11 protein-coding genes are annotated in these 13,755 nt (G+C 57.4%); 7 read left to right on the forward strand and 4 right to left on the reverse strand.

The genetic code is table 11. From position 1 onward, the window contains the following. Positions 1 to 4: 4 nt before the first annotated feature. Entirely contained in the window at positions 5 to 2,170 is a 2,166-nt protein-coding gene (locus tag DX909_RS13635) for a 3-hydroxyacyl-CoA dehydrogenase NAD-binding domain-containing protein (protein WP_128545726.1), read from the forward strand. Positions 2,171 to 2,175: 5 nt separating this feature from the next. Then, positions 2,176 to 3,672, forward strand: coding sequence for a M20/M25/M40 family metallo-hydrolase (locus DX909_RS13640; protein WP_128545727.1), 1,497 nt, complete (start codon positions 2,176 to 2,178; stop codon positions 3,670 to 3,672). 42 nt (positions 3,673 to 3,714) lie between these two features. Here the strand turns inward: DX909_RS13640 and DX909_RS13645 are convergent, their stop codons facing one another. The 3 genes from DX909_RS13645 to DX909_RS13655 all read right to left on the reverse strand — a co-directional run bounded on the left by DX909_RS13645 (position 3,715) and on the right by DX909_RS13655 (position 6,271). After that, positions 3,715 to 4,356, reverse strand: coding sequence for a porin family protein (locus tag DX909_RS13645; protein WP_128545728.1), 642 nt, complete (start codon positions 4,354 to 4,356; stop codon positions 3,715 to 3,717). Positions 4,357 to 4,500: 144 nt separating this feature from the next. Then, a complete protein-coding gene (locus tag DX909_RS13650) occupies positions 4,501 to 5,700 on the reverse strand; it encodes a TonB family protein (protein WP_128545729.1) in 1,200 nt (399 codons plus the stop codon). Then, the gene (locus DX909_RS13655; protein ID WP_128545730.1) at positions 5,693 to 6,271 is read right to left on the reverse strand and encodes an RNA polymerase sigma factor; all 579 of its coding nucleotides are present in this window, start codon (positions 6,269 to 6,271) and stop codon (positions 5,693 to 5,695) included. Before DX909_RS13655 ends, DX909_RS13650 begins: the two co-directional genes overlap by 8 nt. A gap of 112 nt (positions 6,272 to 6,383) precedes the next feature. Between DX909_RS13655 and DX909_RS13660 the strand changes: the two genes are divergently transcribed. Next, positions 6,384 to 8,276, forward strand: coding sequence for a YfbK domain-containing protein (locus tag DX909_RS13660; protein WP_128545731.1), 1,893 nt, complete (start codon positions 6,384 to 6,386; stop codon positions 8,274 to 8,276). Between the two features lie 89 nt (positions 8,277 to 8,365). After that, entirely contained in the window at positions 8,366 to 9,082 is a 717-nt protein-coding gene (locus tag DX909_RS13665) for a hypothetical protein (protein ID WP_128545732.1), read from the forward strand. Between the two features lie 91 nt (positions 9,083 to 9,173). On the opposite strand, the gene DX909_RS13670 is transcribed toward DX909_RS13665, so the two are convergent. Continuing rightward, a complete protein-coding gene (locus tag DX909_RS13670) occupies positions 9,174 to 9,383 on the reverse strand; it encodes a helix-turn-helix domain-containing protein (protein WP_164851277.1) in 210 nt (69 codons plus the stop codon). Positions 9,384 to 9,913: 530 nt separating this feature from the next. Between DX909_RS13670 and DX909_RS13675 the strand changes: the two genes are divergently transcribed. The 3 genes from DX909_RS13675 (at position 9,914) to DX909_RS13685 (ending at position 13,721) form a co-directional block, all read left to right on the forward strand. After that, entirely contained in the window at positions 9,914 to 10,402 is a 489-nt protein-coding gene (locus tag DX909_RS13675; protein ID WP_128545734.1) for a CPBP family glutamic-type intramembrane protease, read from the forward strand. A gap of 363 nt (positions 10,403 to 10,765) precedes the next feature. Then, positions 10,766 to 11,071, forward strand: coding sequence for a CPBP family glutamic-type intramembrane protease (locus tag DX909_RS30095; RefSeq protein ID WP_128545735.1), 306 nt, complete (start codon positions 10,766 to 10,768; stop codon positions 11,069 to 11,071). 250 nt (positions 11,072 to 11,321) lie between these two features. Continuing rightward, entirely contained in the window at positions 11,322 to 13,721 is a 2,400-nt protein-coding gene (locus tag DX909_RS13685; protein WP_164851278.1) for a carboxypeptidase regulatory-like domain-containing protein, read from the forward strand. Positions 13,722 to 13,755: the final 34 nt, after the last annotated feature.

The raw sequence follows: 13,755 nt of genomic DNA on the forward strand, positions 1-13,755 counted from the left end.
TCCAATGATCGATTACAACGCTGAGGGCGGGGTGGCGGTTCTGATCTGGAACATGACCACGGCTCCGATGAACGTTCTGAACGACGACTCGCTTCCGGCATTCGAGGCTGCCCTCCGGCGGGCCTGGGACGACCCGGAGGTGAAGGGTCTCCTCATCACTTCCGCCAGGAACGAGTTCGTGGCCGGAGCGGACCTGAAACAGATTCTTCGTAACAACGATACCGACCCGGTGGAGATGCTGAAGATTTCGGCCGGGCTAAACCGGGTTTTTCGCGCCATCGAAACCTCCGGCAAACCGACGGTGGCCGCCATCAACGGGACGGCCCTGGGCGGGGGCTACGAAATCTGTCTGGCCTGCCACCACCGCATCGCGCTCGACCAGCCGAAAGCCGTCATCGGACTGCCCGAGGTGACGCTGGGGCTGCTGCCCGGCGCCGGCGGCACACAGCGGCTGCCCCGGATGCTGGGCATCGAAGCGGCTTTGCCGCTCCTGCTGGAAGGCCGTCGGGTGTCGCCGAAGGAGGCCCACGGGCTGGGCATGGTCGACGAATTGGCCGGGAGCCGGGAGGAACTGATGGAAAAGGCCCGGCGCTGGCTGTCCGAAAATCCGAACCCGCTCCAGCCCTGGGACGAGCGTGATCCGAAGACCGGCCGCATCGTCGGTCGGGAAAATTTCAGGGTTCCGGGCGGGGATGTGCAGAGTCCGGCCGGAGCGCGGCTGTTTCCGGCGGCAACGGCCCGGGTTATGGAAAAAACACACGGCAATTACCCCGCTCCGCTCGCGATTCTCGACTGCGTGTACGAAGGGTTGCAGGTCGGGATGGACCAGGGGCTGGAGATCGAAGCCCGGCATTTCGTAAAGGTAGCCCGCTCCAAAGTGGCGAAAAACCTCATTCAGACGACCTTTCTGGGAATGAACGAGGCCAATAAAGGAGCCGCCAGACCGAAACCCATTCCTCCGACGGAGGTCAGGAAACTCGGTATTCTGGGAGCGGGGATGATGGGCTCGGGCATTGCCTGTGTGGCGGCTTCGGCCGGGCTTGATGTCGTATTGAAAGACGTTTCACCGGAAGCCGCCGAACGCGGAAAAGCCTATTCCCGGAAAGTCCTCGACAAGAGTATCGAACGCAGCCAGACCACGCCGGACAAGGCCCAGGCCGTGCTGGACCGCATCCGGCCTACCGATCGCATGAGCGATCTGGCCGGCTGCGACCTGATTATTGAAGCCGTTTTTGAAGACCGCGAACTGAAAGCCACCGTCAGCCGCGAGGCCGAAGCCCTGCTGACGGAAGCCGGGGTGTTGGCCTCCAACACTTCCACCCTGCCGATTACCGGCCTGGCCCAGGGGCTGACGCGCCCCGACCGGTTCATCGGCCTGCACTTCTTCTCGCCGGTCGACAGGATGCAGCTGGTTGAAATCATCTGCGGCCGCGAAACCTCCGAATATACCCTCGCCGTGGCAATCGATTTTGTCCGGAAAATTCGGAAGACGCCCATCGTGGTCAACGATTCGCGCGGCTTCTACACCCCGCGGGTGTTCAGCACGTATTCCTCCGAGGGCATGGAACTGCTCCGGGACGGCGTCGATCCGGTCCTGATCGAGAACGCCGGGCGGCTGGCCGGAATGCCCCTCGGGCCGCTGGCCGTCACGGACGAGGTGTCACTGGACCTGGTCTATCACATTTCCGCCCAGGGCATCCGCGACGGCAGCCTGACCGAAGACGACACGGCCTATCAGCTGTCCAAGCGGTTCGTCGAATTCGGCCGGCCGGGTAAGAAAGGGAAAGCCGGTTTTTACGAATACCCTGAAGGAGCGACCAAATCCCTCTGGCCGGGCCTGAAGGAGTGGTTTCCTCCAGCGGCCCGGCAGCCTTCAATCGAGGAGGTGAAGGAGCGGCTTTTGTTCCGGCAGGCGCTGGAAACGGTGCGGTGTCAGGAAGAAGGCGTCATCCGGACGAAGCTCGATGCCGACCTCGGCTCCATTCTGGCCTGGGGCTTTCCGTCCTATACTGGAGGAACGCTTTCATTTATCGATTTTGTCGGGCTGAAAAACTTCGTGGCGACCTGCGACCGGCTGGCCGATGCACACGGAGATCGTTTCCGGCCTACCCAAAGGCTGCGGGAAATGGCGGTTCAGGGCGAAACTTTCGTATTTTTACCCCAAACCTGACCACCATGAACCGATCTTTTTCACTGACGGCCGTCGGCCTTCTCTTCTCCGGACTGCTGGCCGCACAACCCGTCAACCAGCTTCCCGAATCGAAAATAAGTCTGAAGGAAACCGAAGCCCACCTGCGGTTTCTGGCTTCCGACGAACTTCAGGGCCGCCGAACCGGTGAGCCCGGCAATTTTACGGCTGCCCGATACATCGCCGAGCAGTTCCGGCTCCTGGGGCTGAAACCGGCCGGGAACCCAACCAGCTACTTTCAGGAAGTGCCTCTGCTTCAGGTCAAACCGGCGGCTTCCGCCACCGTTCTGATCGGCTCCGACTCGCTGAAGCTGGGCAACCAGATTGCCGTACTGAACGGGAAGCAGACGGACCTCAGGGCCGAAACCGTTTACGTCGGCTACGGCCTGAACGACGGGCCGGACGGGTATAACGGCCGCGACGTGCGCGGTAAGATCGTGGTGGTTCAGGTCGGGTCGCCGGAGGCTACCACGATCAGCGGCATGCTGGCGGCCTCCCAGTTAAAAAGGAAACTGGCCGCCGACAAGGGCGCGGTGGCCCTCATCGAACTGTATGCCGGTGGCGCGTATCCCTGGCCCATTGTCACGAAGGCGTTTCAGAATGAGCAGATAACGATGCTGCCCCCCGGCGAACCCTCTTCGCTGCCGCACCTCTGGGTCGATAACGGAAAGAACCAGCTCGCGGCTCTGAAAGAAGCCGGGAAGAGCATCACCGTCCGCACGTCCGGGCGGGTCATGCGCCCGATCCGCGCCGTCAATGTGGCCGGGATCGTGGAGGGGTCGGACCCCCGGCTGAAGAATGAATACGTCATGCTGTCGGCGCATTTCGATCATGTGGGCGTCGGGAAACAGGGCGGGCAGCCGTATACGCCGGCCGACAGCATCTTCAACGGAGCCCGCGACAACGCCTTCGGGACGGTAGCCCTGCTGGCATCCGCGCGGGCGCTTCAGGCCCAGCGGCCCAAACGGTCGGTGCTGATCGTGGCCCTGACCGGCGAGGAACTGGGAATGCTGGGAAGTAAATACTACGCCGAACATCCGCTGGTGCCGCTGAAACAAACGATTTTCAACCTGAACAGCGACGGGGCCGGTTATAACGACACGACGATCGTATCGGTGGTCGGGCTGGAGCGGACCGGGGCGCGGGCCGAAATTGAAGCGGGTGCCAAAGCCTTCGGGTTGGGGGTATTTGCTGAGCCGGCCCCGGAACAGAACCTGTTCGACCGGTCGGATAATGTGAGTCTGGCGGTGAAGGGCGTTCCGGCTCCGACGTTCTCGGCCGGTTTCACCAAGTTCGACGGGGAGTTGTTCAAGGTGTACCACCAGGTAACGGATAATCCCGATACCGTCGACTTCCGGTATCTCCTCAAATTCTGTCAGGCATTCTGTCATGCGGGCCGGCTGATCGCCGATAAACCCGACCGGCCGAAGTGGAGTGCCGGTGATAAATACGAAGCGGCCGCGAAGGCGCTGTATGGGATGTGAAGCGACCCCCAAACCCCCCGACGAGGGTTTGGGGGTAAAAAATCAATACCGGCGGCCGATGCCGAACCCGTAACCCACCAGAAAACTGATGGTCGAGTTGCGGACGTTGCCGTCAGGCGTCGGGGCCTTGGCCGGGTCCGTAATGTCCGACAGTCCCAGCGTATAGCGGGCGTCGAGATGCAGACGCTGGGCCTCTTTTACCCGGAAGTTCAGGCTTAAGCCCACCGTGGCGCCGAGGTCGGCGGGCCGGAAAATGTTGCCGTTGTCGTATTTCCGGTCCGGATCAGTCCGTGTGGCGTTCAGTTTAATGCCCAGATTGGGACCCAGAAACAGGTTGGGACGGAAATTGCCGCTCAGATTCAGGAAATAACGGAACAGAACGGGAACCTCCAGATAGTTGATACGCTGCGTAAACTTGAACTCACGGGTGGGATCGCTGATTTTGTACCTGCTTCCCCGCTGTGAAAACAGGAGGTCAGCCGAGACGCCGAAGTGATTGATGTCGCTGTACATGATAAACCCGCCCGCCGTGACGCCCGGAAGCAGTTTATTGTTATCGACGTCGCCGACAAAGGTCGACAGATTCAATCCCAGACGGGGTCCGGCGCTCCAGCGCTGCTGGGCCATCCCTGAAGTTGTGATAGCGAACAGAAAGATTAATCCATAAACAATTCCTCTTTTCATGATGCAATGTGGTTGAGTCATACTCTTAAAATGGGGTTTGTTTGACATTGATTAAAAACGGTTATCCCCGGGAATTGTTTATCCGGCTCCGAAGGGCGCAAAGATAGAAAGGCTAATGGGGATGCCTATTAAAAAAAACGTCATTTAAGGGGCTTCAAACGGGACATCCTGTTCCGCAAACTGGGCCGAGGGCCGGCCGTTTTCCAGCGCCGGCCGCCAGCGCGGGCCTTCCCGGATCAGCCGGACGGCCTCCTCATCGTAAGCCGGAGCAAGCGAACGAACGACGGAAAACCGGCTGAGCGAACCGTCCGGATTTACCAGAAAGCGCACTCTCACGGTTCCCGATATACTTTTCCCCTGCTCTCCGGCCGGCACCTTCCGGTTTTTGCTCAGGTAATCGGCATAATCCGGCGGAGCCGTCGCTCCCTGGGGCCGGGCGGATGCGGTTCTGGCCGGAATGGCCACCTGTAACTGCTGCACCCTGGTCCGGGCGACCCCCGCAAGAGACTCCTGCAACCCCTTCAGATCCGGCAGCAGCCGGATATCGCCCGCCGGCACCTGCCCCGCCGGTCGGCTTTCACTTTGATACCCCAAATACCGGAATTGCAGCGTATCGGTCGCCGGGACGAGGTTGAACTGAAACCGTCCTGCCGTATCGGTCGTCACAATTCGCCGGCCGTCACGGCTGGAGACGACCGCTCCCGCCAGCGGCTTCAGGTCCGGCCCGACCACCCGTCCGCTGATCGACACCAGCCTCGGCCCGGTACTTTCCGGAGCGGCCGAAGCCGGAGCAGGCAGGGCCGGCAGCGGTGCGGTGGCGGGCGGAAACGGAGCCTCGGAGGCTGCTTCGTCGCGGTGTCGGCCGGGGCGTTCCGGCTGAGGTTTCGAAGGGGTCCGACGGGCCATCACCCGGTCGTCGGGGAGGGTGGGGCGAGACGGAACGGCCGGATCAGGGGCCGGCGCGGTCGTGGGGTTCGGGCGTTCGGAAAGCCGCAGGTTCTGGCCGGCCGCTTTTTCAGGTTGTGTCTGTAAACGCAGATACAGCCCGATGCTCAGGGCCAGCACCACGGAAGCGGCCGCAGCCGGGAGCCATAGGGGCAGGCGTCTGGTCGGAGTGCGTTCCACCCGGTTTTTCAATCGTTGGCGCAGATCATCCCTGACCCTATCCGGCGAAACCGCCTGCCGCTCCATCTGGTCAAGCCCTTCGAGCGCGTCGGCATACAGCGGGTTTTCCAGCAGCAGCCGTTCGACCCGGTGTTGTTCGGCCGGGGAGAGTTCTCCGGCCCGATACCGGCGCAGGTCATCGGCGGTCAGGGAGTCGCTATGTCGGTTCGGGTCATTCATGACGCTTTTCCATGCAGATTTTCAGGTTTCGACGGCCGTTCTGAAGGTAGGTTTTCACCTGTTTGGGATCGTAGCCGGTCAGAGCGGCAATGTCGGCATAGGTTTTCTGGTTCAGGTAAAACAGCGAAATGCTCGTCCGCTGTTCATCGGACAGGGTTTTCAGGCAGTCGTCCATCCGGCTCAGCCGGGTTTCCAGGTCGAAGTCGTCGGTTTCCGGCCAGACCGCCGGCGGCAGGGCGATCCCTTCCGTTTCGGTTTCATTCCCGGAAGTCACCATTTTCCGCTTCCGCAGGAGCATCAGGCAATAATTCCGGGCCGTCGAATGCAGCCAGCTTTTGAAGTTCCGGACCTCATACTGCCGCAGGTCGGTAATCAGCTGTTCGAACAACTGCATCACGGCATCCTTGCTCTCGTCCTCATCCTTCAGAAAATTGAAACAGACCGCGTAGACCAGATCCATATACCGTTCATACAATTCCCCCAACAGTTCCAGGTCGCCCGTGGCCTTGTATTCCGCCACGTATTCGGCGTCGGTGACGGGTTTAGGTTTGCGGAATCGTTTGAAAAACATACGTTTATGCGCGGCTGCCTCGCTAAACTACAAAAAAATGCGTGCGGCTTTATGGAATCCGGACGGGGCCTGCATCCAATGGATAAAAAAGTCACTTCCATTCCATAACCTCATGCGCACCATTTTTTTCTTTCTGTTTCTCGGCCTGCTGTCGACGGCGACCATGCGGCCCACGCGAACCGTCAGCGGCTTCGTTTCCGACTCGACGGGCCGGCAACCCCTCGCCGGTGTTCATGTCGCGCTGAAAGGCACCCTGACCCGTACGGCCACCGATACGGCCGGGCGGTTTACCCTGACGGTACCTTCCGGCCCGCAAACCCTTGTTTTCAGCGGGTTCGGCTATCTCGATGAGGAGGTGAAGATCGAAACCCAGGCCGAGGTCCGGGTGCGGCTGCGGTCCAATCCCCTGATCCCGAACGGTCGGACCCTGGGCGAAAAACTCGTTCAGGTGTACGAACAGACGAAGCGGCTGGGAACGGGCGCCCGGATGGCCGGCGCCCCGGCCCCGTATGCGGTTCCGATCATGTCCACGGTGCAGATGGCCCCGGCTTTTAACACGGAAGATTACAGTGCCGTCAATGAAACCGGTTTCCGAAACGCGCAGAGCCAGCCGGTGACGACGTTTTCGGTAGATGTCGACCGGGCCTCCTACGGCAATATCCGCCGGTATCTGAATGGGGGAGAACTGCCGCCCAAAGACGCCGTCCGGATCGAGGAAATGGTCAACTACTTCGAATATGACGACGCCCGGCCCAAAGGCAACGACCCTGTAGCGGTTACGAGCGAACTAACCGATTCGCCCTGGAATCCGGGGCTGAAGCTGCTCCGCATCGGCCTTCAGGCCCGCACCATCCCGAGCGATCACCTGCCCGCGTCGAACCTAGTGTTTCTGATCGACGTCTCCGGCTCCATGGAAGCGGAGAACAGACTGCCGCTGGTGAAAACCACCCTGGATCTGCTGATCGATCAGCTTCGCCCGCAGGACCGCGTGGCGATGGTGGTGTATGCCGGGGCCGCCGGGGTCGTGCTGCCGTCGACGCCGGGTCATGAGCGGCAGAAGATCAAAGACGCCGTCAGCCGGCTTAAGGCGGGCGGCTCCACCGCCGGCGGGGAAGGCATCCGGCTGGCCTATCGCATCGCGCAGGAGCATTTCCGAAAGGAGGGCAACAACCGCGTCATCCTGGCGACCGACGGCGATTTCAACGTAGGCGTTTCGAGCGATGCCGATCTCCAGCGGCTGATCGAGGAACAGCGGAAGACGGGCGTTTTCCTGAGTGTGTTCGGTTTCGGAATGGGGAATTACAAGGATAACAAGCTGGAGACGCTGGCCGACAAAGGCAACGGCAATTATGCCTACATCGACAACCGGCAGGAAGCCTCGAAAGTATTCGGCAAGGAGTTCGGCGGCACGCTGTTTACGGTGGCGAAGGATGTGAAGCTGCAACTGGAGTTCAACCCGGCGCGGGTGCGCGCATACCGCCTGATCGGCTACGAAAACCGGATGCTCAACAATGAGGATTTCCACGACGACCGGAAGGATGCGGGGGAAATGGGTTCCGGACATACCGTGACGGCCCTGTATGAAATCGTGCCGGTCGGCGTGGAAAGCGCCTATCTGGCTAAAACCGATTCACTGAAATACCAGCGGCCGCCGGTGTTGTCATCCGGTGCGACGCAGAACGAGCTGCTGACCCTGAAGCTGCGCTACAAACTGCCCGACAGCGAAACCAGCCGGCTGATGAGCCACGTGGTCGGGTTTCAGCCGCGGCCCTGGGAGAAGACGTCCGTCGACTTCCGGTTTGCGGCTTCGGTGGCTGAGTTCGGCCTGCTGCTGCGGGAGTCGGACTTCAGGGGTGAAGCGACCTATACGCAGGTGGAAGCGCTGGCCCGCCAGGCGCTGGGCCGAGATCCGGAAGGATATCGGAAGGAATTTATCCAACTGGTGAAGCGGGCCCGGTCGCTGTCGGAAGGAGCGGAGGTCGCCAAAAAATCCGGTGAAAAGTAGATCAGGGTTCCAACCGTGTCCGTTTCATCAGGGTCATGCTTTCGGTAGCTACCACACCATCGTTCGCATTTCAACATAAAACGACCATTATGAAACAAGTAAAATGGGCTGTGGCCGCCTTGTGCCTGTTCGTCGGCGCAGCCTGTCAGGACACGGATTCCGATGTGACGCCGGATAACCGGATTACACTGACCGACACCGATTTTCGCGCTAACCTCGACGGCTGGTCGGCCGATTATACCGACTATGCTACCTCGCAGGACAGCATCATGGAGTTTAAAACGGCGCATACCGCCCTGCCCGCCCCGCTGGACGTCAGCAAAAAATCGCTGATGGTCTCGGGCCACAACCGCAGCGACGACATGTTCATGTTCATTAAAAAGAAGGTGAGCGGTCTGAAGCCGAACCAGACCTACAGGGTGCTGGTCGACGTCGAACTCGCTTCGCAATACGGTGACAACAGCGTGGGCATCGGCGGCTCGCCGGGCGGCAGCGTTTATCTGAAAGCCGGCGTCACGACGACCGAGCCGAAGAAAGTGAAGGAGGGAACCGAATACCGCCTGAACATCGACAAGGGCAACCAGGCGACGGGCAGCGCGCAGGTGCCGGTACTGGGTACGGTCGGCGCGGGAGAAAACGTGACGCAGTATAAGCTGATTCAGCGGAGCAACCAGTCGCAGCCGGTAACGCTGAAGACGAACGACAGCGGGGAAGCCTGGCTGATTGTCGGAACGGATTCCGGCTTCGAGGGGCTGACAACCCTGTATTATAACCGCATCAAAGCAGTGGCCACCTTGCAGAACTGAGTACAAAGAACAGATGAAAAAGCCGCCGGGGTGTTGTACCGGCGGCTTTTCTGTTTTCAGCGGTTCCGGTCGGGCCGATCGGCACCCGGTCTCAATCGAAAGCGAGCAATTGAAGGACCGAGACCCCGTAAAAGCCGGCTAACTGCTTCAGGGTATTGAAGGTAGGGTCGGTTTTGCCGGCCTCGTATTTCCGGTAGCCTTCCGTGCTTTTTCCAAGGGCTGTTGCGACGCTTTCCAGGCTGTACCCATGCCGGGTACGGATTTTCCGCAGAAGGACGGCAATGTCGATATCCGGTTCCATAGACAGGAAATTTTTGTCATAAGACGCGGGATTTCCCCAAAAGTCACGCATCGGCCCAAACGGTTTTCAGACAGGCGTCCGGAACGTTTGCATGAGAATTGCCACTCCGAGTGGCAATTCTGCAACTGAGGGTGGTAAGGCTTTTTCAGACACTGTTTTATGTTTGCAGTAATCGGCACCTGTCATTCACCAGCCCGGGGAGTGTGGATGACGGAGAACGCTGAGAAACTTAAATCGTTAAAAGGCAATGCAAACTTTTAATTTTGAAATTTCTGGATGTAAAGAGCTGACTCTTGCCGACATGACCACTATAGACGGTGGAAGCCCTTGGCGGAAAGTAGGCGAATTTTTAATACAATATGGAGCTGAAAGATTCCTTGATTCGTATATCGAGTGGGCTAAAAATTACCAGCCTAGTGCTGCCCCAGGAGCTTATAGTGCTGCTTATCGGCACTATGGGTATTAAAAGAAGCTAATCTGATTGGGAACGGGAAAAGTTTATTCCGTTCCCAATTAAAAGGAAGATTAAAATGAGAGTATTTTATAAAATTTTACTATCTTTTTCAAGGGCAAAACTAATTTTGTATGGATTGGGTGCCATGTTGGTTGTTGCTTTAATAATTGCTCTTCTGCAATTTATTCTTGTCGAGATGTTTACTCTTCACTTTGAAGTGAATCAACCCTCACTCCATTCACGTGCATTCCTGGAAAAGCTATTAATTGGGTCACTGATTGTTCCCCTTATTGAAACTTTACTATTACAGTTAATCCCAATGGAGGTTATATTATCGCTCAAAGTGCGTAAGAGGGCGTTTACTTCAGTTCTCTTTGCCAGTATTCTTTTTGCAGTCCTGCATTCCTATAGTATGATCTATATCGGTAAATCTTTTTTATTAGGTTTTATTTTGGCCATGTGCTACTTAGTTGCAAAAAAGAAAGGTTATTTTGCTTATGGCCTCGTAACAATAATTCACTCAATTTTTAACCTGTTTATGTCGGGAATTTCCTGTTTACTTTAAATCTGATATTGATATCATAAGCATTAAAGTAATATATTTAACCAGAAAGCGTATTCCACATACGGACAGAGTTTCGGTTCGAAGCTAATGCATACTATGCTTCACTAAATGAAATTCAAGTCCGGCGCATAAAGAATGCGCCGGACGTTTTATAAGATTCAAAGAAGCCGACTGGTAACTATTGAATTGTGTTCAAAATCAGGTGTTTAAAATTCCTGCTAAAGCTGAATTATTTCGGTTATCTCTCACTTGCCTCTGTTAGTACTATATTCATCTCCATTACTTTAGGGGTAATCCTGACTATCATTCGACGATAGCGATCCGTTTTCAAAATATTCGATCGTAAGATATAGAACCGTCGAAATGATACTGGTTACGGGGGTGGCTGCTCCCCTCCTGGAGACATTGGTATTTCAAACCTTTGTGCTGTGGTTACTCAGAAATTTCAATGTCAAATTAAAGTTTATAGTCGCTTCACTTCTGTTTTCCGTAAATCATGCTTATTCGCTGAAGCACATGATTCTCTCCCTGTTTTTAGGTTACGTTTTCAATTTTTCATACGAGTTCTCAGAAAGAAGAAAATGGTGTCCTTTCGGGAGTGTAACGCTCATTCATAGCATTTACAACCTGTTTGTCACCCTGGTCTATTTAACAGGTTCGGACAGATAGCCCTATCCGCCGACTTACCCAGGCAAACCAGTAAAAGCCTTGCATTCAGAACATATATTTGCAGGAGCAAGCAAATTTATTTCTCCACTTTCGGCTAAACGGCTTTCACTGGCACAATATATGATGTTTTGGAGGGAGCAGGGAATGACCCTGACCGGCAATTGCCCCTGACCGGTTTCGTCATTTTGTGTCTTATCTCATGAAATACGTTTACAAATATTTGCTTGTAGCTGCAATATACGGTTTTGGAATGGGTCTCTGCCGGGCGCAGACCGATACGCTGCTCCTTCAGGCCGACCGGCAGCTGAGGCTCAAAGCCTATGCCCGGGCCATTGAATTATACACCCAGGCTTTGTCCGGTAGTCTTCCGGCCGACCAGCAAATGCCGGCCCTGGCCGACCGGGCCTATGCCTATAAAATGAGCGGAAATTTGCAGCAGGCGGAGCAGGCCTACCGGGAACTGCTCTCGAAGCACGAACCCGGCGCCGGACGACCGGAAGTTTATCTTAATTTTTCTCAGACGCTGGCCGCAAATGGAAAATATCAGGAAGCTCAATCCATCCACGAAAAGTACGACCGCCTGAAGAAAGAAGCCTCCGGGCGGAACCCCGCACCGCCGACGGCTCAGCCCGTTCCCGGTGCCCGGAAGCCGCCGGTGCGCTACCGGCTGGAGGTGCTGGCCCTCAACACTTCCAACGCCGAGTTCAGCCCCCAGTATTATCGGGACGGCCTGGTGTTTGTCTCCGGCAAGAAAGGCAGCGCCACCCTTGAAACCTCCGGGCGCGGGGGAGGAAGCGGCTACCTCGATTTGTATTATGTCGAAGACCGGCACCAACTGAAAATAAGCCGGGTGATCCGGCCCGACGGCTCCGTCGAAAAGCCGGTGCGTGAACGGGGGCGGGCGGCAGAAACAGCCCGGACGGGTCCTTCCACGCGGCTTTCGCCGAACGATACCCGGACCGTCGGCAATTATGGCGGCAGTGTCAGCATTTCCGGGAGCCTGTGGGCCGGAACCGCCCGGTCGCCCCAACCGTTCAGCCGGGACCTCAACACCCGTTATCACGAAGGACCGGCGGCTTTCTTCAGCGACGGATACCGCATTATCTTCACCCGCAATAACTACGACGGCCGGCGGGTGCGGCAAAGCGCCGAGGGCGTCACGAATCTTAAGCTTTACACCGCGGTGCAGCAGAACGGCGGCTGGACCGACATCCGGGAACTGCCCCTTAACAGCAACGACTATTCCGTCGGCCACCCGGCCCTGAGCCGCGACGATCGGCTGCTGTTTTTTGCCTCCGACATGCCCGGCGGATTCGGCGGCACCGACCTCTACGTGTCGCGGTTCGAGAATGGGACCTGGTCGAAAGCCGCCAACCTCGGAAGCCGGATCAACACGAAGGGCAATGAACTGTTTCCATTTATCGACGAGAACGGCAGCCTGTATTTCGCTTCCGACGGACGGGGTGGCCTCGGGGGGCTGGATATTTATTTCGCTCCGCTCATCAACGGCCTGGCTACCGGTTCCGTCGAACATCTCGATGCACCCATCAACTCCGGCCAGGATGACTTCGCTATCATCACGGACGGCAGCCGGACCGGCGGTTATTTCAGCACGAACCGGCAGGCGGGAAACGACGACCTCTTCCGGTTTGTCCGGGAAAGCGCCCTTTCAGGCTGCCGGAATCTGACCGTCCGTATCTATGACGACCACTCGAAGCTGCCGCTCGACAGTGTGGTGGTCGATGTGCGCGCCAGGGGAGAAGGCCGCAAAGACCGGACGATCATTACCCGAACAGACGGACAGGCCCAGTTGTGCCTGGAGATCAGCAATGATTTCACGTTCCGGGCTTCGAAAGACGGCTATACGACCGCCACCGTGGGATTTTCAACGACTCTGCTTACCGACGACCGGCCGACACGGCTTGAAATTGCGCTTCGCCCTCCGCCGAAAGTCATCGATACGGTTCAGGCTGAGTCTGCTCCGGTCGATGACGGCTGGGGAATGATTGATTCCAGAAAGTCCCGCATCCGGGGCACCGTTTTGAGTGAAAGAGATCGGCGGCCCATCGAAGGCGTGACGGTGAAGCTGAAAAACGACTGCGACGGCGCTTCACAGGAAGTCATTACGGGCAGCGACGGACGGTATGATTTTGAACTAACGGAAGGTTGCGATTATACCCTTAGTGCCTACAAAGACCGTTACGGCACCAACACGAACCGGATCAGGAAGCTCTCCCGGAAATCGAGCGCCCGGGTGCTTTCGGCCGATTTGAAAATGCTGCGGGTGGGGGATATCGTCCGGCTGGATAATATTTATCATGATCTGGACCAGTGGACCATAAGGCCGGATGCCTACCGCGAACTCGACCGGCTGGTCGCTACCCTGCAGAAATACCTTTCACTGACGGTCGAAATCCGGTCACATACCGACAGCCGGGGGGATGCCGCCTACAACCGGTATTTGTCGGCACGCCGGGCCAATTCGGTCGTGAGCTATCTGGCTTCCAAAGGCATTTCCCGAAAGAGGATGATTGCCGCCGGCTATGGTGAATCACTGCTGACCAACAACTGCGCCGATAACGTGAACTGTACGGAAGCCGAACACCAGCGTAACCGCCGGACCGAGTTTAAAGTACTTACGATCCGGTAACGGTTCATAAAAATCAGAAGCCGCCGGGAAGTCT

The organism is Larkinella soli, from assembly GCF_003703975.1.
GTDB lineage: Bacteria > Bacteroidota > Bacteroidia > Cytophagales > Spirosomataceae > Larkinella > Larkinella soli.